The organism is Edwardsiella anguillarum ET080813, from assembly GCF_000264765.2.
Taxonomy (GTDB): Bacteria; Pseudomonadota; Gammaproteobacteria; order Enterobacterales; family Enterobacteriaceae; genus Edwardsiella; species Edwardsiella anguillarum.
This window is the reverse complement of sequence record NZ_CP006664.1, coordinates 1,175,147-1,200,572: the sequence shown is the minus strand read 5'-3', so window position 1 is coordinate 1,200,572 and position 25,426 is coordinate 1,175,147. Positions and strand designations below refer to the sequence as shown.

Genomic DNA, 25,426 nt, shown 5'->3' with positions numbered 1-25,426 from the left:
GCCGGGCAGGAGCAACCCAGGAGCCGCGGCCCCCCGCCAACCTTGTTTTATTGGTAATGTCGATTAAAGGCTGTTACTGCTTGATCACATAGCCATAGGCGCGCTTGCGACCATCCTCATCCTGCTGGATGTAGACCCCCTGCAGCTCCGGCGCGAAGCCCGGCAGCAGGTTGATGCCCTCTTCCAGCGCCAGGAAGTAGCGCTGCACCGAGCCGCCCCAGATCTCGCCCGGCACCACGCACAGCACCCCCGGCGGGTACGGCAGTGCCCCTTCCGCCGCGATGCGGCCTTCGGCCTGCGCCAGGGAGACCAGCTCGACGTTGCCGCGCACGAACGCGATGTTGGCCTGCTGCGGGTTCATCGCCACCCGTGGGAAGTGCGCCTTGCGGAACATCTCCTTCTGCAGCTGCTTCACGTCGTGGCTGACGTACAGGTCGTGCATCTCCTGGCACAGCTGACGCAGGGTGTAGCCGCGGTAGCGCGCCTCGTTGGCGCGGTAGAGGGACGGCAGCACCTCGACCAGCGGGGCGTCCTGCTCCAGCAGGCGCTCGAAGCGGGCGATCTGGGCCACCAAATGCTGCATCTTGGCCATGTCCTCCGCCGGGGTCAGCAGGAACAGGATCGAGTTCAGGTCGCATTTCTCCGGCACGATGCCGTTTTCGCGCAGGAAGTTGGCCAGAATGGTCGCCGGCACCCCAAAGGCCTGGTATTCGCCGCTCTTGGCGTCGATGCCCGGAGTGGTCAGCATCAGCTTGCACGGGTCGACAAAGTACTGATGCTCGGCATAGCCCTCAAAGGCGTGCCAGCGATCGCCGGGGATGAAGTTAAAGAAGCGCAGATCGTTGGCCATCTCCTCGGTGTCGAAGGCGTCCCACGGGCGGCCGTCCACGGTCTCCGGGATGAAGGGGCGGATGTGCTGGCAGGTCTTCAGCAGCAGCTTACGGGTTTCAATGCCCACCCGGACGCACTCCATCCACATGCGCTTGCCGCTGTCGCCGGCGTGCATGCGGGCGTTGACGTCCAGGGCGGCGAACAGCGGGTAGAACGGGCTGGTGGAGGCGTGCATCATAAAGGCGTTGTTCAGCCGTTTATGGTTGACATAGCGCGCCTGCCCCTTGATATGCCGGTCTTTCTTGTGGATCTGCGAGGTCTGGGAGAAGCCGGCCTGCTGTTTGTGCACCGACTGGGTCACCAGGATCCCCGGATCGTTCTCGTTCAGCTCCAGCAGCAGCGGCGAGCACTCTTTCATCATCGGGATGAACTGCTCATAGCCGACCCAGGCGGAGTCGAACAGGATGTAGTCGCACAGGTGACCTATCTTGTCCACCACCTGGCGGGCATTGTAAATAGTGCCGTCGTAGGTACCGAGCTGGATAACCGCCAGGCGGAACGGCCGCTGTTCCCCGGCGCGCGCCGGGGCGACCTCACGCACCAGGTCACGCAGGTATTTCTCTTCAAAGCAGTGTGCGTCGATGCCCCCGATGAAACCGAACGGGTTGCGTGCGGTTTCCAGGTAGACCGGCGTAGCGCCGGCCTGAATCAATGCGCCGTGGTGGTTAGATTTATGGTTATTACGGTCAAAGAGGACCAGATCACCGGGCGCCAGCAGCGCGTTGAGCACCACTTTATTGGAGGAGGAGGTGCCGTTGAGCACAAAGTAGGTCTTGTCGGCGTTGAACACCTTGGCCGCATGCTGCTGGGCGGCGCAGGGGGCGCCTTCGTGGATCAGCAGGTCGCCCATGGAGACGTCGGCGTTGCACAGATCGGAGCGGAACAGGGCCTCGCCGAAGTAGTCGAAGAACCGGCGGCCGGTGGGATGGCGGCGGAAGAACTGCCCGCCCTGATGCCCCGGGCAGTCAAAGGCAGCGTTGCCCTGCTGGACATAGGCCTGCAGGCTGCCGAAAAACGGCGGCAGCAGCTCGGCCTCATATTTCTGCGCCGCGCTTTCCAGCTGCTTGCCATAAAAGTCCTGATTGCCATCGCCGCAGGCAAATACGCCGGTCAGGCGCGGCAGATATTCGGCCGGCAGACGCTGATCGCACGCCTCGGCGACAAAGACGGGCAGGCCAAAGGCGCTCTGCTCGACCTTCTCCAGCGCGCCGCCCAGCGCATCCTGTACCGACAGCACCACGGCGGCAACGTCGGTAAGATCGCTATTTTCGAGTGCCACAAGGTTTCGCTGTGTATTAATACACTGCATCACGTTGTCGCTGATTGCTATTTTTAATGTTTCCATTTTATTGGTCTCATTACATTATTTAGGATAAACCCATCCCGTCGAATTTAATTGAATTAAATTCGCTGTAAGTCATTTTTTATGGCAGCAGTAGGGCACAGTAATCTGTCGTAAAGACACTACTGTCCAATGGATATACGGCTGCCTGATGGCCTTAGCCATCGTCGCGACACGGGTCGGTTACGGATTGTCAGAGATAACGCAAAGCTCTAGCCAAACGCCCGCCGAGTGCGGCCTGGCGCAGATTACAGGTATGGCTGGATTAGGCGCGTGACGATCCGCACGCGACGGATGTCGGGAAGGAGGGTTATCGAGCGTTGAACTTGTGGAAATCGAAGCAGCTGCGGTGAGCCACCATCATAATATGGGTCACACGTCGAATGTGTGGCCAGTTTTTATTATTGTTTTCCATTCTTCGACTCTCTCGCTATCAGGAAATACACTCAACTGAGTTCACCACAGCGTGGATTATTGAACTCCTTGCCGGTCTATGTTTGGCAATCGCTGCCGGACATATCCCCGTTTAAAAAACAGAGTCAGTGTAAGTTGGTGGTAGCGGGATACTGTGATATTTATCACTATTAGTAAAATTAATCCTCGAATACGTTTTTGTAGCGTTGCTTACCGGCGTGTCGGTTTTATCGGCGTTAACGCTTGCGTTAATTTAGCTGATTGACGTGTAAGGGAAATGAGTAAATTGAATGATGGTGTCTCGCGCCGGTCTCTGTTATTCGCCAATTATCGTCCATAAATTAATTATTACATGAGTGACATTCATTTATTGATATTGTCGCAGTGGGTAATTTGCGCGCGGATGGGGATTTATGCACATCGAATGCGCTAGCGGGCGCGGAATAATGGGGATTTCCCGCGGCGTCTAACGGCCACGATAGGGCGAAAAGTGCTTGTCGCCAGAGGGAAAAAAGCGTCGCCGCTGGAAAGAGAGGTAAATAGTTCAGAAAACATCGTAAAAAGACATATCCATAGTTTCTATATTGTTTTTAGCAAAAAACTGGCTACACTTTTTTTACAATATCACCTGACGGCGTACGCCAGTGCAAAGGGAAGGGCGATCGTTATTTTCGCGTTCGCGTCGCGCGCGCGATCCGATGGCTTGCCTTGCTGGGGGACGTCGCCGGCCGACCAAACGCGCCCGGTACACCCGCCGGTGCTGCAAGGAGAAGAGACGTGCGTTATGAATAACGAGGATACCTTTTACCAAGCCATGCGCCGTCAGGGAGTGACCCGGCGGAGTTTTCTCAAGTATTGCAGTCTGGCCGCCACGTCGCTGGGGCTGGGGGCAGGGATGGCGCCAAAGATTGCCTGGGCGCTGGAGAATAAGCCGCGCATTCCGGTCGTCTGGATCCACGGTCTGGAGTGCACCTGCTGTACCGAATCCTTTATCCGCTCTTCGCATCCGCTGGCCAAGGATGTGATCCTTTCGCTGATCTCTCTCGATTATGACGATACCCTGATGGCGGCGGCCGGGACGCAGGCCGAGGCGGTATTCGACGACATCATCACCCGCTACCACGGCAAGTACATTCTGGCGGTGGAGGGAAATCCGCCGCTGGGTGAGCAGGGGATGTTCTGCATCAGCAGCGGCCGTCCGTTTATTGAAAAGCTGAAGAAGGCCGCCGCCGGCGCCAGCGCCATCATCGCCTGGGGGACCTGCGCCTCCTGGGGCTGCGTGCAGGCCGCCCGTCCCAACCCGACCCAGGCGACGCCCATCGACAAGGTGATCACCGACAAGCCGATCATCAAAGTGCCCGGCTGTCCGCCGATTCCGGACGTGATGAGCGCCATCATCACCTATATGGTGACCTTTGACCGTCTGCCGGACGTTGACCGCATGGGGCGTCCGCTGATGTTCTACGGTCAGCGCATTCACGATAAGTGCTACCGCCGCGCCCACTTCGACGCCGGTGAGTTCGTCCAGAGCTGGGATGATGACGCCGCCCGTAAGGGATACTGCCTGTATAAGATGGGCTGTAAGGGGCCGACCACCTATAACGCCTGCTCCTCCACCCGCTGGAACGACGGCGTATCCTTCCCGATCCAGTCCGGCCACGGCTGCCTGGGCTGCGCAGAGAATGGCTTCTGGGATCGCGGTTCGTTCTACAGCCGGGTGGTCGATATCCCTCAGATGGGGACCCACTCTACCGCCGATACCGTCGGCCTGACCGCGTTGGGCGTGGTCGCCGCCGGGGTAGGGGTACATGCGGTGGCCAGCGCCGTCAATCAGCGTAAACGCCACAACCAGCAGCTGACACAGGCAGAACAACAACAGCCGGGCAATGAGGATAAACAGGCATGAGTTACCAGTATCAAACCCAAGGATATACGTTAAGCGATGCCGGCCGTCGCCTGGTGGTGGATCCGATCACCCGCATCGAAGGGCACATGCGCTGCGAAGTGAACATCAACGATCAGAACATCATTACCAACGCCGTCTCCTGCGGCACCATGTTCCGCGGACTGGAGATCATTCTGCAGGGGCGTGACCCGCGCGACGCCTGGGCGTTTGTGGAGCGTATCTGTGGGGTATGCACCGGGGTGCACGCCCTGGCGTCGGTGTACGCCATCGAGGATGCCATCGGCATCAAGGTGCCGGACAACGCCAATATCATCCGTAACATCATGCTGGCCACCCTGTGGTGCCACGACCATCTGGTGCATTTTTATCAGCTGGCGGGGATGGACTGGATCGACGTGCTGGATGCCCTGAAGGCCGATCCGCGCGCCACCTCGCAGCTGGCACAGAGCCTCTCCTCCTGGCCGATGTCGTCGCCGGGCTACTTCTTTGACGTGCAAAACCGCCTGAAAAAGTTCGTGGAGGGCGGTCAGCTGGGGATCTTCCGCAACGGCTACTGGGGGCACCCGCAGTACAAGCTGTCGCCGGAGGCCAACCTGATGGGCTTTGCCCACTATCTGGAGGCCCTCGATTTCCAGCGTGAGATCGTCAAGATCCACACGGTATTCGGCGGTAAGAACCCGCATCCGAACTGGATCGTCGGCGGCATGCCCTGCGCCATCAACATCGATCAGAGCGGCGCGGTCGGCGCGATCAACATGGAGCGCCTCAATCTGGTGCAGTCGATCATTACCCGCACCGCCGACTTTATCAACAACGTGATGATCCCCGATGCGCTGGCCATCGGCCTGTTTAACAAGCCGTGGAGCCAGATCGGCACCGGTCTGTCCGACAAGTGCGTGCTGAGCTACGGCGCCTTCCCGGACATCGCCAACGACTTCAGCCAGAAGAGCCTGCTGATGCCGGGCGGCGCGGTGATCAACGGCGACTTCGCCAACGTGCTGCCGGTGGATCTGGCCGATCCGCAGCAGGTACAGGAGTTTGTCGATCACTCCTGGTATCGCTACCCCAACGAGCAGCAGGGACGCCATCCGTTCGACGGCATTACCGACCCCTGGTACAACCCGGGCAACGTGAAGGGCAGCGACACCAATATCCTGCAGCTGGATGAGCAGGCGCGCTACTCCTGGATCAAGGCGCCGCGCTGGCGCGGTCACCCGATGGAGGTCGGCCCGCTGGCCCGTACCCTGATCGCCTACCACAAGGGCGATGCCGCGACCATCGAGTCGGTGGATCGTATGATGTCATCGCTCAAGCTGCCGCTCTCCGGCATTCAGTCTACCCTGGGCCGCATTCTGTGCCGCGCCCACGAGGCGCAGTGGGCCGCCGGCAAGCTGCAGTACTTCTTCGACAAGCTGATGACCAATCTGAAGAACGGCAATCTGGCGACGGCCAATACCGAGAAGTGGGAACCGGCCACCTGGCCGCAGCACTGCCGCGGTATCGGCTTTACCGAGGCGCCGCGCGGTGCGCTGGGCCACTGGGCATCGATCCGCGATCAGAAGATCGATCTCTATCAGTGCGTGGTACCGACCACCTGGAACGCCAGTCCGCGCGATCCCAAGGGACAGATCGGGGCCTATGAGGCGGCGCTGATGGGGACCCAGATGGCGATCCCCGATCAGCCGCTGGAGATCCTGCGCACCCTGCACAGCTTCGACCCCTGCCTGGCCTGTTCAACCCACGTGCTCGGCGATGACGGCAGCGAACTGATCTCCGTCCAGGTACGCTAAGCGCTAAGGAGAAGAACGATGAGTGAAAAGACATCCCCGCGCGCCGAGGAGGCGCGTGATGATGCCGTCAGCCACTATGTGTTCGAGGCGCCGGTGCGCCTGTGGCACTGGCTGACGGTGGGCTGCATGCTGGTGCTGATGGTGACCGGGTACTTCATTGGCCGGCCACTGCCGTCGGTCAGCGGCGAGGCCACCTATCTGTTCTACATGGGCTATATCCGTCTGGTTCATTTCAGCGCAGGGATGCTGTTCACCGTGCTGTTGCTGATGCGCATCTATTGGGCCTGCGTCGGCAACCGCTACTCGCGCGAGCTGTTCGTGGTGCCGGTGTGGCGCCGCAGCTGGTGGCAGGGCGTGCTGTATGAGATCCGCTGGTATCTGTTTCTGGAGAAGCGCCCGAGCGGTGACATTGGCCATAACCCCATCGCCCAGGCGGCGATGTTTGGCTATTTCCTGATGTCGGTATTCATGATCCTCACCGGGTTCGCGCTGTTCAGCGAGCACAGCCAGTACGCCATCTTCGCCCCGTTCCACTATGTGATCGAGTTCTTCTACTGGACCGGCGGCAACTCCATCGATATCCACAGCTGGCACCGCCTGGGGATGTGGCTTATCGGGGCGTTTATCGTTGGGCATGTGTATATGGCCATCCGCGAAGACATCATGTCTGACGACACGGTTATCTCTACCATGATCAATGGATTTCGCAGTCATAAGTTCCCGAAGCGCAAACGCGACAAGGAGGCGTCATGAGTGAGCAGCGCGTGGTGGTGATGGGGCTGGGCAACCTGCTGTGGGCCGATGAGGGCTTCGGCGTACGGGTGGCCGAACGGCTGTATGCCCATTACCACTGGCCGGATCAGGTGGAGATTGTCGACGGCGGCACCCAGGGGCTGAACCTGCTGGGCTATGTCGAAAGCGCCAGCCATCTGCTGATCCTGGATGCCATTGACTACGGCCTGGCGCCGGGCACCCTGCGTACCTACGCCGGGGAGATGGTGCCGGCCTACCTCAGCGCCAAGAAGATGAGTCTGCACCAGAGCAGTTTCTCCGAGGTGCTGGCCCTGGCGGACATTCGCGGTCACATGCCGTCTCATGTCGCGCTGGTCGGTTTGCAGCCCGCGCTGCTGGATGAGTACGGCGGTAGCCTGACCGAGGTGGCGCGGGCCCAGCTGCCCGCGGCGGAGCAGGCGGCGCTGACGCAGCTGGCCGATTGGGGGATCGTCCCGCAGCCGAGCGAGGAGAGCCGTTGCTTGAACTACGAATGTCTGTCGATGGAGAACTATGAGGGCGTCCGCATTCGCCAGTATCGGATGACGCTGGAGGGACAGGAGGAGTGTTGAACGACAATCCGTTTTCCGCGCTGTGGCAGCGCATGCTGGCGCGCGGCTGGCAGCCGGTAGAGGCGCATTCGCTGGACGGCTGGCTGGCACAGGCGCCGGACGGCGTGGTGCTGCTGAGCTGCGATCCGCGCCGTACGCCGGAGGTCAGCGACAACCCGGTGATGATCGCCGAGCTGCTGCGTGAGTTTCCCCAGGTTGACTGGCGCATCGCGATGGCCGATCTGGATCAGAGCGAGGCCATCGGCGATCGCTTTGGCGTGCGTCGCTTTCCGGCAACGCTGGTGTTTATCGGCGGCGAACTGCGCGGCGTACTCAGCGGGATCCACCCGTGGGCCGAGCTGATCGCCCTGATGCGCCCGCTGGTTGAATCCGCCCTTCCGCAGGAGTCCTGATCGATGAGCGAGACCTTTTTCCATCTGTTGGGGCCGGGCACCCAGCCCGATGACGACAGCTTTAGCATGAACCCGCTGCCGATCACCTGCGGGGTAAACGGCGATCCGAGTATGGCGGCGCTGGAGCACTGCGCCCACAGCCCGCGGATCATGGCACTGCTGACGCGCTTACTGAGTCAGCTGGCGCAGGGGATTCCCCCCCTGGGCGAGGTGATCGGCTGGGATCTGTCGGCGCTGGATGACGAGGATATGACCTTTCTCAACGCCCTGCTGGGCGAAGGGGAGGTCTCGGTGCGTATTCAGCATCCGGACGGCAGCGAAAGCGAGATCCAGGAGGCGATCTTCTGTGGCCTGTGGCGGGTTCGCCGTCTGCTGGGGGGCTGCGTGCTGGAGGACCGGCTGGAGGCGGGCTGTGCACCGCTGCCGCTGTGGCAGGCGGCCAGCGCCGATACGCTGCCGAACGATTCGCTGCTGCCGCCGCCCATCGATGGGCTGATGAACGGGCTGCCGCTGGCCCATGAGCTGCTGACGCACGTGCGCGATCCGGCGGCCCAGCCCCACAGCATCAACCTGACCCAGCTGCCGCTGAGCGAGGCCGATCGTCTGTTTTTAACGCGGCTGTGTGGGGCAGGGCGGATTCAGATCCGCACCTTTGGCTACGGCGAGAGCCGTATCGACGCGACGGGGCTGCGCCATGTCTGGCACGTACGCTGTCTGGATACCCTGAAGGGGACGCTGCTCGACAGCTATGAGGTGTGCACCCTGCCGGAGCTGGTGCTGGCGGCGCCGGAGGATCTGGCCGACTCGGCCCAGCGTCTGGGCGACGTCTGCCGCTGGCTGGAGGAGGTGGCCCATGTTTGAGCGCGGCTACGCCCAGACGATCGCGGACGATGCCCGGCTGGAGTGCAACCTGTGCTGGTGGGTGTACGATCCGGCACAGGGGGACAAGGTGGGACAAATCCCGCCTGGGGTTCCCTTCAGCGCGCTGCCGGCGCACTGGCGCTGCCCACAGTGTGACGCGGATAAGCCGCACTTCCTGCTATTGGACTGAGCGCTTTTCGCGCGTCAGCCCGCCTCATTTTGCGCCGCCGTTAGGCGGCGCAGTCATCTGATAAATACGTACATAAAATAGGGTTTTCGGGCCTTTGTGTAGCACGATTGGCCTATATATGGGGGCCGGGTCTGCGGCGGCGCGCGCGGCGATCTACTATTAGGCGGTATCCCGTAAAAGTATGGATATGTCGTCAGTGGTCATGGCGGCTTTGGGCTGCGCAAAAACGGCGGGGGAGCCTCCCCGTTGGCAGGGCGCACGTCCGGGCACGCGTTGACGCGGTGATCCGTTGCGGGAGACAGCCGGGTCCATATTCCCCATCTTATCGCCTACAGGAGTCCGCATGTGGGATGTTATTGACTTATCGCGATGGCAGTTTGCGCTGACCGCGCTGTATCACTTCTTGTTCGTACCCCTTACCCTGGGGCTGATTTTTTTGCTGGCCGTCATGGAAACCATTTACGTGGTGACCGGCAAAGCGATCTACCGCGATATGACGCGTTTCTGGGGTAAGCTGTTTGGGATCAACTTTGCTCTGGGCGTGGCGACCGGCCTGACCATGGAGTTTCAGTTCGGTACCAACTGGTCATTCTACTCCAACTACGTGGGCGATATCTTCGGCGCACCGCTGGCGATGGAGGCGCTGATGGCCTTCTTCCTCGAGTCCACCTTTGTCGGCCTGTTCTTCTTCGGCTGGCAGCGGCTGAACAAGTATCAGCATCTGCTGGTGACCTGGCTGGTGGCCTTCGGCTCGAATATCTCCGCCCTGTGGATCCTGAACGCCAACGGCTGGATGCAGTTTCCGACCGGGGCTCACTTTGATATCGACACCCTGCGTATGGAGATGACCAGCTTCAGCGAGCTGGTATTTAACCCGGTCAGCCAGGTGAAGTTTGTCCACACCGTGATGTCCGGCTATGTGGCCGGGGCGATGTTCATCATGTCCATCAGCGCCTGGTATCTGCTGCGCGGCCGCGAGCGTGACGTGGCGCTGCGCTCCTTCGCCATCGGGTCGGTGTTCGGCACCCTGGCCATTCTGGGGACGCTGCAGCTGGGCGACAGCTCCGCCTATGAGGTGGCCAAGGTTCAGCCGGTGAAGCTGGCGGCGATGGAAGGGGAGTGGCAGACCGAACCCGCGCCTGCGCCGTTCCACCTGGTGGCCTGGCCGGAGCAAGAGCAGGAGCGTAACGCCTTCGCCATCAAGGTACCGGCTCTACTCGGCCTGTTGGCGACCCACTCGCTGGATACGCCGGTGCCGGGTCTGAAGAATCTGATGGCCGACGCCCTGCCGCGTCTGCAGCGCGGGCGCGAGGCCTGGCTGCTGATGAATACCCTCTCGCAGGGCAACCGCTCGCCGCAGGTGCTGAGCGCGTTCCGCGCCGTCGAAAGCGATCTGGGGTACGGCATGCTGCTGAAGCAGTATGCGCCGGATATGAACAATGTGACGCCGGCGCAGTATCAGGCGGCGCAGCGCGGCCTGATCCCGCAGGTGGCGCCGGTGTTCTGGAGCTTCCGTATCATGGTGGGCTGCGGCTCGCTGCTGCTGCTGGTGATGCTGATTGCGCTGGTTCAGACGCTGCGGGTGCGCATCGATCAGCACCGCTGGGTGCTGCGTATGGTGTTCTATAGCCTGCCGCTGCCGTGGATTGCCATCGAGGCCGGCTGGTTTATGACGGAGTTTGGCCGTCAGCCCTGGGCAATTCAGGATATCCTGCCGACCTATTCCGCTCACTCGGCCCTGACGGTAGGCCAGCTGGCCTTCTCGATGGGGCTGATCCTGGGGCTTTACACCCTGTTCTTAATCGCCGAGGTCTATCTGATGCAGAAGTACGCGCGTCTCGGGCCGAGCGCGATGCAGAGTGAACAACCGGCGCAGCAGGGGTAAAGGAGACTGTTATGTTTGATTATGAAACGCTGCGGTTTATTTGGTGGCTGTTGATCGGCGTGATCCTGGTGGCCTTTATGGTGACCGACGGATTTGACATGGGGGTCGGCTGCCTGCTGCCGCTGGTGGCGCGCAGCGACGACGAGCGGCGCGTGCTGATCAACAGCGTCGGTGCCCACTGGGAGGGCAACCAGGTATGGCTGATCCTGGCCGGCGGCGCGCTGTTTGCCGCCTGGCCGCGGGTCTATGCCGCCGCCTTTTCCGGCTTCTATGTGGCGATGATCCTGGTGCTGTGTGCCCTATTCTTTCGTCCGCTGGCCTTTGACTACCGGGGCAAGATCGCCGATGCGCGCTGGCGCACCCTGTGGGATATCGGGCTGGTGATCGGCAGCCTGGTGCCGCCGCTGGTGTTCGGCGTGGCGTTTGGCAACCTGATCCTGGGGGTTCCCTTTGCCTTCACCCCGCAGCTGCGCGTGGAGTACTTTGGCACCTTCTGGCAGCTGCTGTCGCCTTTTGCCCTGCTGTGCGGGCTGCTCAGCCTGTGTATGGTGATCATGCAGGGCGGTGTCTGGCTACAGCTGAAGACCGACGGCGTGATCCGTCAGCGGGCCCGCTCGGCGACCAACCGCAGCGCGCTGCTGGTGGTGCTCTGCTTCCTGCTGGCCGGCTACTGGCTATGGGTCGGCATCGATGGCTATGTGCTGCTCAGCCAGGATGCCAATGGCCCCTCCAACCCGCTGCTGAAGGCGGTTGCGGTGCTGCCCGGCGCCTGGATGAGTAACTTTATCCGTTCGCCGCTGCTGCTGCTCTTCCCGCTGCTCGGCGTGCTGTGTCCGCTGCTGACCCTGTTCGCCAGCGCCCGCGGTCGTGGAGGGTGGGGATTCCTGCTGGCATCGCTGGCGCAGGCCGGGGTGGTGTTTACCGCCGGGGTGACGCTGTTCCCGTTTGTGATGCCCTCCAGCATTAACCCTGTCTCCAGCCTGACGCTGTGGGATAGCACCTCCAGCCAGATGACATTGAGTATCATGTTGGTGATCGTGCTGATCTTCCTGCCGATCGTGCTGCTCTACACCCTGTGGAGCTACTATAAAATGCTGGGGCGGATTAATCCGGAGACCATCCGCCGTCACGATCACGAACTGTACTGAGGAGAGGGCGCGATGTGGTATTTACTGTGGTTTGTCGGCATTTTGCTGATGTGTTCGCTGTCGACTCTGATCCTGGTATGGCTTGAGCCGCGGCTGAAATAGCCTGGGTCAACCGGGGGCGGGTCGATGCCGCCCCCGTCATCGTTCTACCGGCGTCGTCCGACGCCGTTTTTATTCCCGCCTATAATATAATCATCATAACCACCAGATATTATTATCGAGTGATAAAATTTCTGCGTGTTAATTCTTATCGAGTGACGTAATGCGTAATAAGCCCCTATCCCGGGTCTACCGCACGCTCAATCATGAAATTCACTATATGATGAGCTTTATTGGCGGCTGCCTGGAAATCGTCAGTTTTATGTATTTATACAAGGCCTTAATCGGCTATATGACCTCTAACATGATCTTCGGCATTGCGGCGTTGGCCAATGGGGGGATGGACTTTGAGTCGGTCTACCATATTTCTATCATCCTGATCTGGATGGTGCTGGCGGCGCTGCATCAGCTGCTCGTCAACCGCTATCACTCCCGCCTGAACAGCCCGTGGCACGGCTATGCCATTGCCATGAGCATCAACTGCCTGCTGCTGCTGGCGTTCATGCTGCTGGGGGCGGCGATGAGCCACTATGGGCTGCTGGGTGCCAAGCCGACGCCGCGGGTGATGCCGCTGGTGACCATCGGGCTGATCTTTATGTATATCCAGAACTTTGTGATTAAGCACGGGGGAACCCGTCAGCCGACGGCGACCTCGGTGGTGACCACGGTGTACGTGCTGATGATGAGCCGTCTGTTCAGCGTGTTCGATCGTCACCGCAATCGACGTGAGCGGGTACGCCTGTACCATGAGGGCCTGCATTACCTGATGGTGATCGCGCACTTCTTTGTCGGGGCGCTGGTGACCGCGCTGCTGAGCCGGCACATCGGTTTCTACAGCCTGAGTCTGGCGCTGCTGGCGCTGGTGCTGTTTACCCTGCGCATCTGGGTGGTGCATGGCCGCCACCGGGCAGTGCAGATCTAGTTTGGACGCAGTAAAAACGGCAGCCGTTGGCTGCCGTTTTGGTCTATCGCTAGCCTCAGCGCTCCATCGGTGGGGGAAGGCTGGCGCTGCCCATGGCGATCAGCGCCTTGCGGATCAGGTGATGGACCGGATCCTGCGACGAGCGCTCGTGCCACATCAGATGATACGGGAAGTGGATGGCCATGCCGGGAATAGCGACCGCCCGGTACTCCCCGCTTTCGACCAGCGCCTCGCCGACGCTGCGCAGCGTTATCAGCAGGGTATCGTCGTCCACCAGCTCATCCAGCCAGCGGCGGAAGTTGTTGGTCAGGGTCATGGTGATATTCAGCAGTCCCTCATCCAGGCGGTTGGCCTGCAGGAAGCTGTCCTGTAGGTAGGGACTGATATTGTAGATAATCAGCGGCGTGCAGAGCAGCTGCTCGCGGGTCATGGTCAGCATCTGCGTCGGTTGTTGGCCGATGGCGCGGACACGGCGTAGGAACATGAATTCGGAGGATCCGAGCGTCTTCAGGTGAATACCGCTGGGACAGGCGTGGGGAAAGTGGCGTACGGCGACGTCCACGTTGCCCTGCTTCAGGCTTTGCACGATGTCTTCTGCGGTGGTGGCGCTGGGCGGCCGGAAGTTGATCACCAGGTTGGGATACAGGGTGCGCACGTTGCCGATCAGGGCGGAGACCTCCTGAATATTGAACCAGTGGGGCAGACAGATGTTATAGCGGTGCTTCACCCCGCAGCGCAGCTGGTCGATCATCGACTGACTGGCGTACAGCGTATTGCGCACGATGGTGCACAGGGTCTCGCCGACCGGGGTCAGGGTAAACAGATTATTGCACTTGGTGTACAGCGGATCGTTGAACTCTTTGCGCAGCTCCATCAGCAGCTTGCTCATGGAGGGCTGGCTGATGCTCAGGCATTCGGCGGCCCGGCTGACGCTCTGCTCTTCATTCAGTGCGGCCAGGGCGATCAGGGCACCGTAGTGGGTGTCATACATGGACTTCAGAAAATTATCGTGCGACATGGCGTCACCTGTTGCGGTGTCGTATTCACCGTTAGCGATCATAGACAGGCCGACCGCCGCGGCGGCCGACCGTAGAAAATAGGGGCGGGGTTAGCGTGCGACCCGTACGCCGCCGCTGACGCCGTGGGGACTAAACAGCACCTGCCACAGCTGGATATCCCGGGCGCGGAAGGCGCCGGCGCAGGCACAGAGATAGTAGCGGAACATACGGTAAAAACGCTCGCCGTAGCGATCCTTCAGCTGTGGCCAGGCGGCGCGGAAGCGAGCCTCCCATGCCATCAGCGTCTTATCGTAATCGCTCCCCAAATTGTGCCAATCCTCCATGACCATCATCCCCTCGCTGCAGCTGACGATATCGCGCATGGAGGGCAGGCGTCCATTAGGGAAAATATAGCGGTTAATCCAGGGATCGACACCGTGATCGGAGATATTACTGCCGATGGTGTGCAGCAGAAAACGCCCTTCAGGGTGCAGGCAGCGTTTGACCGTGTTGAAGTAGGTGGCGTAGTTTTTGGGGCCGACGTGCTCAAACATGCCGACGGAGACGATGCGCTCGAATGGCTGGTCCAGATCGCGGTAGTCCATCAGGCGCAGGGTTACCGGCAGACCGGCGCAGCGCTGGCGGGCCAGCTCGCACTGCTCCTGCGAGATGGTGATCCCGGTGACCTCTACGCCGTAGTTGCGGGCCATGTACGCCGCCAGTCCCCCCCAGCCGCAGCCGATGTCGAGCACTCGCTGACCCGGCTGCAGATCGAGCTTGCGGCAGATCAGATCCAGCTTGGCCTCTTGGGCCTGCTCCAGCGTTTTGGCCTCTTTCCAGTAGGCGCAGGAGTACTGCATGTGGGGATCGAGCATGGCCTCAAACAGATCGTTGCCCAGATCGTAGTGTTCGCGGGCAACCTGACCGGCGCGCCGGCGCGACTGCAGGTTAAACAGGCGGGCGCTGACGGCATAGATCAGATCGTTGAGGTTGCCGGGCAGCTTCTTGTCCAGGCCGTGGCGCAGGGCGCGGTCAAAAAACATATCCAGGCGTTCGCAGTCCCACCAGCCGTCCATATAGCTCTCGCCCAGCCCCAGGGAGCCGGCCTTGAGCACGGTGGAGAATAGCTGCGGGTTATGGATCTGCAGGTCATAGGGCTGCTGCCCCTCAAGGCCTATGCCGGCCTGCTGCAGTAACGGCTGCAGGATATGGTAACTGCGGGACTGATAATCTATTTCGCTGACTACGGTGCTCATATTTATTCCGGAGATGAATTTTTTTCGCATAATATCCGGCGTTTATTATCGATAACAAAGCATATAAAAATTCCCATTAAGCATAAATTAATAGAATAAAATCATTCCAGTAGAAATATTCCAACCCAATGTCCAGATTGATATGCTATTTAATAATAGAGTCATTTTTTTAGGTCGGCGATTTTATGGTGTTCTGGGATAGCCTCTCTGTTTTGTCTACGTCAAGAATGCCGAGGCCGCGCGCTGGCGAGTGTGACGCCTGGGTCTCCCTACGCCGTGGTCCGGAGCGCTCGCGATGAGGGTATGCGATCGCGTTATTCTGGCCGATCCCGACGGCCGCTTTATGCTCAACGCTATGCGTACCGCGATTGGACTGACGCTGGGGATCGTGGTCGATCAGGTCGGTCCGTTCGCCGAATGGGGGATCTACAGTATTTTGCTGGGCGTATTCTCCGTACAGGTGGTGATGGGCGATCGCCTCGCCAGCCATGCGCTGAGCGTCCTGATCAATACCCTGCTGATCGGTAGCGCGGTGCTGCTGGGCAGCCTGTGCAGTATCCCGCTGCAGGTGGTGATGGTAGCGCTGCTGGCGGCCCTAACGCTGTATCTATTCTCCTGCCGGCCCGCGATGGCCATGGTGTCGCTGTTTGTGACGCTGTTCGCCATTATCGCCAATGGGCTGGCGCAGGAGCGCCCCCCGGTCATGGGGCAGCTGATCCCGGCGCTGCTGGCCGGCGGCGCCTGCGCGCTGGGCGCCTTCCTGTTGCTTCCCGCCCGCACCAGCCGCCGCTACCGGCGGCGCCTGCCGCGCGTACTGCTACACCAGCTGGGAGAGACCTGCCGCTGGCTGGCCTATCTGCCCGCTGTACGCGATTTTAACCAGCTGGCGCCGGCGCTGAAAAAGGCCACCTTCAATCGTCAGGCTACGCTGCAGCGCCTGCTGAGCGCATACCACGCGGGATGCGACGGCGGTGGCGCCCCTCCGTCGCCCCGCTCCGCGATGCTGATGGCGCTGGTGGAGGGGGTGATCACCCTGAGTTACTGGCCGGTGGAGCCGCTGGGGCGGGATGATCTACGCCGGGTCAACGCGCTGCGTCGACGCTGCTTTCTGGCGCTGGCCTCGCTGCTGTGTCGGGTGGAGTCGCTGGACTACCGTCAGCGCGCGCAGCAGCTGACGGCGCTGCGTCAGTGGCTTGCATGCGCGCTGCCGGAGGGGGCGCATCCCACGCTGCGCCTGCTGGTCTCCCTGCTGCAGGCGCTGGTCGAGCAATGCGCGCCGCTGGCGCTCCCCGCGCAGCAGGAGGCGTCATGCGATTGAGCGGCGCTAAGACGCCGCTGCCGCCGCTGGTGCTACACCAGATGGCCAGCGCCGCGGTCTCCATGGTAGTGGCCCAGCTGCTGATCGCATGGGTGCCGCTGGTACAGGGATTTTGGGTTCCCCTGACCGCGCTGGTGGTCAGTCTGACCATCACCTCCTCATCGGCGGCATTTCGCCGCGGTTTCCAGCGGGTACTGGGAACGATGTGCGGGGTCGCGCTGGGCAGCTGTGGCATCCTACTGATCGATCATACTGCTATCTTCCTGATTCTGCTGGTGTTGACCGGAACGCTGGCCTACTGGAGCAAGTGCCTGAGCCGCTACTACGGCCTTTTTGTCTGCCTGATCACGACCCTGGTGGCGATGCTGCTGGCCAGCTTTTTTAATCATCAGCGCCCGCTGCTGTGGACCTTGCTCAGCTATCGCCTGATCGATACGCTGTGTGGCGCCCTGGTGGCCTATCTCTGTTCGCTGCTGATCATGCCGCGCCACCAGCATGATCAGGTTTTTGCGACCCTGACCGGCCTGCTGCGCCGTATCGCCGGGTTTAACCGGAGCTGCCTACTGGCGGCCGGGGGAGAGTGGCGGGTGCCGGAGGGGGCCTTCTTTCACCATTTTGAGGAGCTGGAGCACTACGTGCACGGCAACCTGCCCATCTGGTCTTACGATCTGCTGTTCGATCGCTATATCTATGCGCGCTTTCAGCTGTTTACCCACCGTATCAGCCGCCTGATGCTGACGCTGAATCTGCTGCATAGCCTGACGACCCGCCTGCATCTGGCCGTGGATGATCCCTGGTATCGCGCGCTGTGTCTGAACAGCGTGGCCCTGACCGGTGTTATCGACGCCATCGTGGCGCTGCGGCTCGATCTGGCTCGTCGTCGCCTGCGGCGTCTGGAGCGGATTAACCGGCTGATCGGGCGTCAGGCCCTGGCTGCGTCGGGAGAGGACGGCGAGCGCCGGGCACAGGTTTCGGCGCTGCTGCTGTCGATAGAGCATGACGTGGCCGCGATGCTGAACGGGGTATCGCTGACCTTCCTGTGCGATAAGGCCCGGGAGGATCGCCGTCTGCGCCTGCCGCCCGGCGCGCACCGTCGCTCCGGGCGGCAGGCGTAGGCGGTTTTGCGCGGCGCTGGCGCCCATTTGTCGCCGCGGTCATCCGCCGGATCGCGCAGCCAGGGTGGCGTCGGCGAGAAGTGCGCCGCCAGCGCATTGAGCGTGACCACCCGGCGCCGGGGCGAGGATTTGTCATTCGGTCAGAGAAGATGGATCGGGCGTTCGGCGAAGGCCGCCGCCGTCAGCAGCCCGATCAACGCGCTGCGTCGAATCAGCGGCGCGGCCGGCCAGTCGGGCTGTCGGGTGACCCCTGTCGCATGAGCGACATGGCATTAGCCAAAGGGGGGGCTGGCCGTTTTTTCAGCCACCCACAGATAAAAGTGTTCCGCCGGTGATAATCTGTCGGCGGCTGAATGCTGACGTTGTCCTGCGTGTACATGTGTATTGGCCCAGTGCCCGCGACTATCGTCTATGCCCGCTGAAATGCTTTAAATCCCGGCATGGGGCACACCCGTTGTTTGATATTCCGGAGAGCTTGCTCAATCAGATGATTAAGATACTTGCTTAGTCCGGCGGTAACCGCTTCATCTTCTGTTTTATCAGCGTTGAGTATTACCCATGTCGCTTTATTGACATGATTCTTATCAATGGTCTCGGTATTCTATAGACAAAATCACTTTGTCTATGCTGCGTTGTTGTACATTCAAGGTTTAGTTGATACACATTTTTATGAGTATCTATTAATGTCGCTCTATTAAGAAATAGAGATGGATTACATCGCTAAATCATAAATTCTTAAGTCTTGATGTATGCTAGGGATAAAACGGCATAATAACTGATATTTAATCAGTAGTTCAATGTTATTTCTTGCATTGATTTTCTTCATTAAGCTCCTCTTGATATAGCTTGATGATTTATTGCTAATAGAGAGTTTTTTTGCGATTTCATTATTGTTGATTCCTCGTAAGAAGTAATACATAAATCGTGTTTCAGTAGGCGAGATCAATCTGGAATCGCGCAGTCCAAGCGCTTTATCATTCAATGTATAAGATATATCCAGCAACAAGTCAGACAAAATATTACATATCTCATGAATGTTTTTTGATGATTCGATAAATCTCACCTGATGGTAATTAAACATATCGCTGAGAATGTGTATATATTTGCTATCCATAATGAATAGTACGACTCCACCTGGATCGGTATGTAATATATAATGGCCAATTTCAGCCAGGCTCATCCCTGACATAACATACACAGACACCTTCTCGTCATACTGATTTACGCCTAAATAAACAGATTTATCCAGCATGGTAGAACAGGCCTTTTCAAGGCCTGAAATAAAGAAGTTATCTAAGCCATAAAAATTTAATCGATTAGCAATAGAATTAGGCATAAACGCTTTCGTCAAAAATCATTGATTATATTTCAGCGAGCATGGGAAATATCGCCGGACGTATCCGGCGATTTATCAATTAAAAGATATACTTAATGCCTAGTGTTGCCGTGGTATCACTGTAGTGTTCCTTGCCAACCTGTACGCCAACGTTGCCCCACAGATTGACGCTATTATTGATTTTCCCATCAATGCCTAATTTTACCTCAGCAAGATTATTCGCGCCTTGCTGATAAGATCGATCGCCATTTACTTCAACAGCAAAGCGCTGTGTATTATGGAGCCAGTTTGCTTCAATAAACGGCTCAAACTCACGGGATTTATCTTTATCGATAATACTATGTCCTTTAAGAAAGGTACGCAGCCCCACTCTCGTCTGAATATTATTTGTATTGGTACCACGTATGCGCGTTCCATTGGCTTCCTGCATATTACCAGACTGAATCCCCATCCATGTCAACTGTAGCTGAGGCTGTAGATACCAGCTATTAAGGCTGCCATATTCAGTATGGTAATCTTTTAACTTAAGTGTATAGCCACTTTCTAGCGATGCACTCCAGCCGTGAGTGCGATAATTTTGTGCAACAGTTTGCTCACCTTTTACCTGGTTATTAAACCAGCCATATTGCAACCAGCTATCAACATAACTACCTGATTGGTCTTCGGGGTTAGCAAACCAAGAGCCGTACATACCCACGCTATAGCCATTCACTGATCCTTGAGCACGATATCCAGAAAGCGTTGAATGTGTATTGCTGTTGCTATGTCCATAACCCGCCATCACACCTAGATGGATACGCTGTTGACCCGGCATAATCCATTGGGCAATATCGCCTCCGAGTTGCACCAAGTAACGGTTACTTTGCGTGTCCAACTGACCACTATTATCCCTGGAAACATTATGACTACCGGACTGGCGTAACCACAGGCTGGTTGCATGCTTTTTACCCGTAAATGCATCGATATATTCTATTTCACCGAGGCGATCGTGCAGACTCATTGTAAAAAGTGTGTTGGCAGCAGCAATATTGGAAATATAGCCGCCAACTTCAGGCCGAAGAACCGGAGACTGAGCAGAAGCCAACGTATTACTCAGATACCAGTTAGATTTATTGTCTCCTTGCCCCCTGACGAGATAGTAATCATAAGCACCGGAAACAATACGCCCGACTTGATGGAAATCTGCAGAGGAATTTCCTGAAACATTAATCAGCTCAATCCCCTGTAAGGTTTTTTCTCCTACTCCTCCTACATTGGTTACACTGACCCATCCGCTGCCTTGTGTATCACCATTCACAATAAGTTTATTAATGGCTGAATCATCGCCATTAATAACCCCGTTAAAATAAAAATGGCCGTTATCGCTGTTTAAATTACCATCAATCGTCAGCGCGCCGTGGGGATTAGGGGATTGTTGTTCAGCAAAATACAGTGAACTGTCGACCAATGTCAGGCCGCTGATCCGTGATCCTGCAGCATTTTCCCATCGACTATAGTCACTCAACGTCATCGCTATCTTGCTATGACTGCTACTCATCGCGCTACCGCTAAGCAAACTCCCTTTAGCCTCTAGAGCAACATCGCCCTGTTCGGCTTCAAGCATGACACCGTTACCGGCGCTGATTGCTGAGTTCACCAATGCGATATTTGCCTTACCCGTATTTACATTAATTGCACTATGCTTTCCCCAAAGCTGTGAGTTAGAGACAGAAATATTTGCGACACTGCTAGGCTGAGTGCTATTAACGTACAGTCCACTACCCTGCTCAGCCTTGAGCGATGAATCGGTAACTTGTAGCGAACCACCATTATATATAGCTGCACCGTGTGCACCATCACCAATAGTACGGATATCTGTTTGGGAAAGGGATGCTTGACCCGCACGGATAGCTACGCCATGGCTACCACTTCCGCGAGTCTCTAAATAGGCGTTATCTAATGCTACTTTTGCATTCGCGCCATTCGCATAGGCGGCATAACTTCCTTTCCCTTCGGTAATGGCATGTAAACCTTTAGCCGCGACCAACGCCTGACTTACCGGATCACTACCATCCACACCTTGTTCGAGAGCCGTTGTACACTCTCTCCCTCCGTTCCTGGCACAAGCGGACAATGCAAATGCCCCATCTCCTCGCGTGACTACCTGCGTATTTCCTATCGTTGATATTAGCGTATCCCCGATGGTTCCGGAGACCTGAGCTAATATACCCATCGCCGAGGTTCCCTGCGTTGTAATGCGGTTATTACCACGTAGTGAGACATTAGCGCCGAACTCGCTAACAACACCATTCGCCGAGACATCCCCTGACATATCACCCAGTGTTTCAATCTGAATATTAGTCAGCTGCGCCTGAGAATTCTCGCCGCTGGTAAGTACACCGTAACTACCTGCACCTTCTGTAACAATCTGGCTATCATTACTGACAAGCATCGCACCTTGATGAACTAGCAAAGCACTCGACAACGCATGGCTCGTCACCACTTGAGCGTTATCTAGCGTTACTCGACTACCCGCATCCGTAGCATAGACGCCATAGGCAGCCCCCGTCGTTGCAATACTGCTTTGGCTTATTGCAACAGTACTTCCCCCTGAAACCATTGCACCATGCGAACCATCGCCGCGAGTCTGAATATTTCCACTATCAAAAGTCACCTCACTGCCGCTGTTAGCTTGCACTGCGGTGCTATTATTTCCTGTAGTGAACAGTGCAGTTTTTTGTGCATTCAGCGTTCCCTTAGCCTGAGCAAAAAGTGCAGAGGAAAACTCACCGCTAGTCTCAACCTGACTATTCTTAATATTTAGATTGGCCTCGAATTCAGCAATAGCGCCAGCAGCATTTAATCCAATCCCCCCTGCTGATGTTACGATGATTTTGGTTGCATCAACGTCTATCACTGAGCCTTTACCTGAGCTAAGTACCCCACCATGGCTCTTGTTATTGGATTCAACCACTGATTTAGAAATAGTTGTACTACCGCCCTCTTTTGACTGGAGAGCAAAACTTCCACCCCCGCTGCTGAGCAAGTGAGATGATGTTACATCTGTTCTTCCTCCTGATGTAGTCAAAATTCCACTGGATGCAATAGCCGCTGCAGTAATACTGGAGTTAGTGATTTCCAGGCTAGATTTGTTACCTACGGTCACAGTACTGATATATGCAGAACCATTATTATTTAGATTCTCACCCATTATTTTATGGTGGTTGCCATCAGAAAAATCCACGGGAGAGGCGATAGCGCTCTGAATCGCCGCGGTGATAACTCCAATAGCTAAGATTCCATTTGTGTTATTAATTGCGATAAATCTCATAATACTCCCCTAATGCACATCACATGCAAACATGCAGCACTCAAACAAATGTTACTTTTTTGAGAATAAACGATCTTTTATGCTGAAAAAAGACAATAACTCGATCTTTTGATCTGCAAAATTGAGTTGATGTGATATAAAAAACTAAAAAAAACAAAGATAGTCAAAATAAAAATCCAAATATATCAACTATATCGAATGAAAAGATCGTTTTGGATTATATTTTTGGTTTTAAATGCCAAATTTAAATAATGAATATGTATGTTTTCTTTTTGAAAACAGATTGGAATATTATTAACAATAAATTAACATGGATATTTCCATAAGATGACCACAAGCAACTGGAATAGAATAATTCATTGCATTTAATATAAACAGAATAACAGTAAGTAAGATGAATGTAACTTCATAAACTATTTCGGTGGTAGTGTAAAACGTGCGGTCTCTTTGTGATCCTGTCGCATGAGCGACATGGCATTAGCCAAAGGGGGGAGCTGGCCGTTTTTTCAGCCACCCACAGATAAAAGTGTTCCGCCGGTGATAATCTGTCGGCGGCTGAATGCTGACGTTGTCCTGTGTGTACATGAGTATTGACTCAGTGCCCGCCACTATCGTCTATGCCCGCTGAAATGCTTTAAATCCTGGCATGGGTCACACCCGTTATTTGATATTCCAGAGAGCTTGCTCAATCAGATGATTAAGATATCTGCCCTTACTGATGGTAATTATTTCATCGATTGAGCTATCGCCATTAGGTGTCACCAGTATGGCGGTATTGGCACCATTCTTATCAATAAATTCGCTATCCTGTGCGCCATGATGGCTACTCACCTTGTGAAAGAAGCGTAATGCGGCGGCGGTCTCCCGTTTGGCGGTCAGCCGGAAATCGACGGTTTGACCTACCGTGCCTATCGCACGATATAAATATTTTCACTGGTCTTTGATTTTGATGCCGGTTTCATTGATACGTCATCCGCGGCCCGCTGCCGTTTATACTAACGACATGCCTTATCCGGAAGCGGCGCCAAGCGGATAGCCCAGCGGTGAAGCATGGCGTGGTTAAAATGAATACCGCGCACGGTCATTATCTCTTCGAGATCGCGCCGAGGCAGTGAGTAAGTCAGATATCAGCGGATACACTGAACAATAACCTCGATGGGATAATCCCGTGGTTTGAGGGCGCTTCGGATAAGAGGCATGGTTAAGCGGCATCACAGGAAAACAGCATGTTACCTGAGCATCTGTCCTATGCGACAGATGCGAGATCCCGCTGGGCACTGCGTCTTGCCCGGCGTCGTAGGCCATTGCACTACGGCATAAATGTTATCTCCATCACTAATTTATGCCGCAATTAATATGCTTTTTCATTTTTTGAGCGCGGTAGCAAAATATTTTCCCCGCGGGGTGATAGGATCAAACCATAATAAATTAAAAATGTTTTTATCCCATCTTATCCTGGCTCCTATGTGTGAGGAAAATAACATGAATCTCAAGCTGCAGCTGAAGATACTGTCATTTCTGCAGTTCTACCTGTGGGGGAGCTGGCTGACGACGCTCGGTTCCTACATGTTTGTTACCCTGAAGTTTGACGGCGCGGCCATCGGGGCGGTTTACAGCTCGCTGGGGATTGCGGCGTTGTTTATGCCGACCCTGCTGGGGATCGTGGCGGATAAATGGATCAGCGCCAAGTGGGTCTATGCCGCCTGCCATCTGGTGGGGGCGTTGACCCTGTTCCTGGCGGCCCAGGTGACGACGCCAAGCGCCATGTTCGTGGTTATCCTGCTGAACTCCCTGGCCTATATGCCGACCCTGGGGCTGGTGAATACCATTTCGTATTATCGGCTGCAGAATGCGGGCATGGATATCGTCAGAGATTTTCCGCCGATCCGTATCTGGGGCACCATTGGGTTTATTCTGGCCATGTGGGCGGTCAGCTTCTCCGGCTTTGAGCTGAGCTACATGCAGCTGTATATCGGTGCCGTGGCCTCGCTGCTGCTGAGCCTGTTTGCCATGACGCTGCCCCATATTCCGGTGGCGAAACGCCAGGAGAAACAGGGCTGGGCGGAGATGCTGGGGCTGAATGCCTTTAGCCTGTTCAAGACCCCGCGCATGGCGATCTTCTTTATTTTCTCCATGCTGCTGGGCGCTGAGCTGCAGATTACCAACATGTTTGGTAACCCGTTCCTGCACAGCTTCGATCAGAATCCGCTGTTCAGCGGCAGCTTTATCGTCGAGCACGCCTCGGTGCTGCTGTCGGTATCACAGATCTCTGAGACCGTGTTTATCCTGACCATCCCGTTCTTCCTCGGGCGCTATGGTATCAAGAACGTGATGCTGATGAGCATGGTGGCCTGGATGCTGCGCTTCGGCCTGTTTGCCTACGGCGATCCGTCGCCGTTCGGCACCGTGCTGCTGGTGCTGTCGATGATCGTGTACGGCTGCGCCTTTGACTTCTTTAATATCTCTGGCTCGGTGTTCGTCGATCAGGAGGTCAAACCGTCCATCCGCGCCAGCGCGCAGGGGATGTTCCTGATGATGACCAACGGGTTCGGCTGTATCCTGGGCGGCATCGTCAGCGGGAAGGTGGTGGAGTATTACACCCACGGCGGTGTGACCGACTGGCCGACCGTATGGCTGATCTTCGCCGGCTACTCGCTGCTGCTGGCCGTCATCTTCCTGTTCCTGTTCCGTTACCGCTACGTCCGTCCGCAGGGGCATGACGCTGCCGTACGCCAGGAGGCCTGAGTCTTGCCGATATACCGGGCCGCACCGCAGAGTGCGGCCCATTTTTTTCGCCATGTTAATGCCCACAGGGTGCCCTCCCTCTTGCCCCGGCGCATCCGTTGTCTGTCCCGATCCCGGTCGTTAGGCTAGCCTTTTTCATTGCCGAATCTCACCCACGCAGGGGGA

20 protein-coding genes and 1 pseudogene are annotated in these 25,426 nt (G+C 56.9%); 14 read left to right on the top strand and 7 right to left on the bottom strand.

The features are described from left to right. Positions 1-73: 73 nt before the first annotated feature. Complete coding sequence (gene speF / locus ETEE_RS05435) at positions 74-2,236, bottom strand: ornithine decarboxylase SpeF (protein ID WP_038631285.1); 2,163 nt, start codon at positions 2,234-2,236, stop codon at positions 74-76. 307 nt (positions 2,237-2,543) lie between these two features. Then, complete coding sequence (speFL, locus tag ETEE_RS20820) at positions 2,544-2,648, bottom strand: leader peptide SpeFL (protein ID WP_015462313.1); 105 nt, start codon at positions 2,646-2,648, stop codon at positions 2,544-2,546. 783 nt (positions 2,649-3,431) lie between these two features. On the opposite strand from speFL, the gene hyaA reads away from it, so the two are divergent. From hyaA to ETEE_RS05385, 11 genes are all read left to right on the top strand, one after another. Next, positions 3,432-4,553: a hydrogenase 1 small subunit gene (gene hyaA / locus ETEE_RS05430; RefSeq protein WP_034165849.1), complete on the top strand. Its 1,122-nt coding sequence runs from the start codon at positions 3,432-3,434 to the stop codon at positions 4,551-4,553. Further along, entirely contained in the window at positions 4,550-6,343 is a 1,794-nt protein-coding gene (gene hyaB / locus ETEE_RS05425; protein WP_034165850.1) for a Ni/Fe-hydrogenase large subunit, read from the top strand. Before hyaA ends, hyaB begins: the two co-directional genes overlap by 4 nt. An 18-nt stretch (positions 6,344-6,361) precedes the next feature. Continuing rightward, on the top strand, positions 6,362-7,096 hold the full coding sequence (hyaC, locus tag ETEE_RS05420) for a Ni/Fe-hydrogenase b-type cytochrome subunit (RefSeq protein WP_034165851.1): 735 nt from the start codon (positions 6,362-6,364) through the stop codon (positions 7,094-7,096). Then, positions 7,093-7,686: a hydrogenase 1 maturation protease gene (hyaD, locus tag ETEE_RS05415; RefSeq protein ID WP_034165852.1), complete on the top strand. Its 594-nt coding sequence runs from the start codon at positions 7,093-7,095 to the stop codon at positions 7,684-7,686. Before hyaC ends, hyaD begins: the two co-directional genes overlap by 4 nt. Continuing rightward, positions 7,680-8,078 carry a hydrogenase-1 operon protein HyaE gene (gene hyaE / locus ETEE_RS05410; RefSeq protein WP_034165853.1) on the top strand — a complete coding sequence of 133 codons (399 nt, stop codon included), beginning with the start codon at positions 7,680-7,682 and terminating at the stop codon, positions 8,076-8,078. Before hyaD ends, hyaE begins: the two co-directional genes overlap by 7 nt. A 3-nt stretch (positions 8,079-8,081) precedes the next feature. Continuing rightward, entirely contained in the window at positions 8,082-8,939 is an 858-nt protein-coding gene (locus tag ETEE_RS05405) for a hydrogenase expression/formation protein (protein WP_034165854.1), read from the top strand. Beyond that, on the top strand, positions 8,932-9,129 hold the full coding sequence (locus tag ETEE_RS05400; RefSeq protein WP_034165855.1) for a rubredoxin: 198 nt from the start codon (positions 8,932-8,934) through the stop codon (positions 9,127-9,129). Before ETEE_RS05405 ends, ETEE_RS05400 begins: the two co-directional genes overlap by 8 nt. 343 nt (positions 9,130-9,472) lie before the next feature. Further along, on the top strand, positions 9,473-11,014 hold the full coding sequence (gene appC / locus ETEE_RS05395; protein WP_034165856.1) for a cytochrome bd-II oxidase subunit 1: 1,542 nt from the start codon (positions 9,473-9,475) through the stop codon (positions 11,012-11,014). Between the two features lie 11 nt (positions 11,015-11,025). Next, positions 11,026-12,162 (top strand): cytochrome d ubiquinol oxidase subunit II, encoded by a 1,137-nt coding sequence (gene appB / locus ETEE_RS05390; RefSeq protein WP_034165857.1) that lies wholly within the window; start codon positions 11,026-11,028, stop codon positions 12,160-12,162. Positions 12,163-12,174: 12 nt separating this feature from the next. After that, entirely contained in the window at positions 12,175-12,264 is a 90-nt protein-coding gene (gene cbdX / locus ETEE_RS19910) for a cytochrome bd-II oxidase subunit CbdX (protein ID WP_015462307.1), read from the top strand. Between the two features lie 160 nt (positions 12,265-12,424). Beyond that, the gene (locus tag ETEE_RS05385) at positions 12,425-13,183 is read left to right on the top strand and encodes a DUF1275 family protein (RefSeq protein WP_034165858.1); all 759 of its coding nucleotides are present in this window, start codon (positions 12,425-12,427) and stop codon (positions 13,181-13,183) included. Between the two features lie 55 nt (positions 13,184-13,238). Here the strand turns inward: ETEE_RS05385 and ETEE_RS05380 are convergent, their stop codons facing one another. Next, the gene (locus ETEE_RS05380; RefSeq protein ID WP_034165859.1) at positions 13,239-14,201 is read right to left on the bottom strand and encodes a LysR family transcriptional regulator; all 963 of its coding nucleotides are present in this window, start codon (positions 14,199-14,201) and stop codon (positions 13,239-13,241) included. A 90-nt stretch (positions 14,202-14,291) separates the two neighbouring features. Next, entirely contained in the window at positions 14,292-15,437 is a 1,146-nt protein-coding gene (cfa, locus tag ETEE_RS05375; protein ID WP_034165860.1) for a cyclopropane fatty acyl phospholipid synthase, read from the bottom strand. 295 nt (positions 15,438-15,732) lie between these two features. Here cfa and ETEE_RS05370 point away from each other — a divergent pair, with 295 nt between their 5' ends. Both ETEE_RS05370 and ETEE_RS05365 read left to right on the top strand, forming a co-directional pair. Further along, the gene (locus ETEE_RS05370) at positions 15,733-16,755 is read left to right on the top strand and encodes a hypothetical protein (protein ID WP_034165861.1); all 1,023 of its coding nucleotides are present in this window, start codon (positions 15,733-15,735) and stop codon (positions 16,753-16,755) included. Continuing rightward, positions 16,746-17,870 carry an FUSC family protein gene (locus ETEE_RS05365; RefSeq protein ID WP_034165862.1) on the top strand — a complete coding sequence of 375 codons (1,125 nt, stop codon included), beginning with the start codon at positions 16,746-16,748 and terminating at the stop codon, positions 17,868-17,870. Before ETEE_RS05370 ends, ETEE_RS05365 begins: the two co-directional genes overlap by 10 nt. Positions 17,871-18,582: 712 nt before the next feature. Here ETEE_RS05365 and ETEE_RS05360 read toward each other — a convergent pair. The 3 genes and pseudogenes from ETEE_RS05360 to ETEE_RS20815 all read right to left on the bottom strand — a co-directional run. Beyond that, positions 18,583-19,206, bottom strand: coding sequence for a LuxR C-terminal-related transcriptional regulator (locus ETEE_RS05360; protein WP_081854105.1), 624 nt, complete (start codon positions 19,204-19,206; stop codon positions 18,583-18,585). Positions 19,207-19,285: 79 nt separating this feature from the next. Next, positions 19,286-22,516, bottom strand: coding sequence for an autotransporter outer membrane beta-barrel domain-containing protein (locus tag ETEE_RS19435; RefSeq protein WP_081854106.1), 3,231 nt, complete (start codon positions 22,514-22,516; stop codon positions 19,286-19,288). Between the two features lie 508 nt (positions 22,517-23,024). Continuing rightward, positions 23,025-23,715 (bottom strand): annotated as a pseudogene (locus ETEE_RS20815) (IS6 family transposase); the annotation flags it as partial. Positions 23,716-23,998: 283 nt separating this feature from the next. On the opposite strand from ETEE_RS20815, the gene ETEE_RS05350 reads away from it, so the two are divergent. Further along, positions 23,999-25,261, top strand: coding sequence for a nucleoside permease (locus ETEE_RS05350; protein WP_034164739.1), 1,263 nt, complete (start codon positions 23,999-24,001; stop codon positions 25,259-25,261). Positions 25,262-25,426: the final 165 nt, after the last annotated feature.

Coding starts and splice junctions, on each gene's coding strand:
- appC (WP_034165856.1), top strand. CDS start 9,473: ATGTGGGATGTTATTGACTTATCGCGATGGCAGTTTGCGCTGACCGCG.
- ETEE_RS05350 (WP_034164739.1), top strand. CDS start 23,999: ATGAATCTCAAGCTGCAGCTGAAGATACTGTCATTTCTGCAGTTCTAC.
- cbdX (WP_015462307.1), top strand. CDS start 12,175: ATGTGGTATTTACTGTGGTTTGTCGGCATTTTGCTGATGTGTTCGCTG.
- appB (WP_034165857.1), top strand. CDS start 11,026: ATGTTTGATTATGAAACGCTGCGGTTTATTTGGTGGCTGTTGATCGGC.
- hyaD (WP_034165852.1), top strand. CDS start 7,093: ATGAGTGAGCAGCGCGTGGTGGTGATGGGGCTGGGCAACCTGCTGTGG.
- ETEE_RS05385 (WP_034165858.1), top strand. CDS start 12,425: ATGCGTAATAAGCCCCTATCCCGGGTCTACCGCACGCTCAATCATGAA.
- hyaB (WP_034165850.1), top strand. CDS start 4,550: ATGAGTTACCAGTATCAAACCCAAGGATATACGTTAAGCGATGCCGGC.
- ETEE_RS05360 (WP_081854105.1), bottom strand. CDS start 19,206: ATGCCTAATTCTATTGCTAATCGATTAAATTTTTATGGCTTAGATAAC.
- ETEE_RS05380 (WP_034165859.1), bottom strand. CDS start 14,201: ATGTCGCACGATAATTTTCTGAAGTCCATGTATGACACCCACTACGGT.
- ETEE_RS05365 (WP_034165862.1), top strand. CDS start 16,746: ATGCGATTGAGCGGCGCTAAGACGCCGCTGCCGCCGCTGGTGCTACAC.
- ETEE_RS05400 (WP_034165855.1), top strand. CDS start 8,932: ATGTTTGAGCGCGGCTACGCCCAGACGATCGCGGACGATGCCCGGCTG.
- hyaA (WP_034165849.1), top strand. CDS start 3,432: ATGAATAACGAGGATACCTTTTACCAAGCCATGCGCCGTCAGGGAGTG.
- speF (WP_038631285.1), bottom strand. CDS start 2,236: ATGGAAACATTAAAAATAGCAATCAGCGACAACGTGATGCAGTGTATT.
- ETEE_RS05405 (WP_034165854.1), top strand. CDS start 8,082: ATGAGCGAGACCTTTTTCCATCTGTTGGGGCCGGGCACCCAGCCCGAT.
- ETEE_RS19435 (WP_081854106.1), bottom strand. CDS start 22,516: ATGAGATTTATCGCAATTAATAACACAAATGGAATCTTAGCTATTGGA.
- ETEE_RS05370 (WP_034165861.1), top strand. CDS start 15,733: ATGAGGGTATGCGATCGCGTTATTCTGGCCGATCCCGACGGCCGCTTT.
- cfa (WP_034165860.1), bottom strand. CDS start 15,437: ATGAGCACCGTAGTCAGCGAAATAGATTATCAGTCCCGCAGTTACCAT.
- hyaC (WP_034165851.1), top strand. CDS start 6,362: ATGAGTGAAAAGACATCCCCGCGCGCCGAGGAGGCGCGTGATGATGCC.
- speFL (WP_015462313.1), bottom strand. CDS start 2,648: ATGGAAAACAATAATAAAAACTGGCCACACATTCGACGTGTGACCCAT.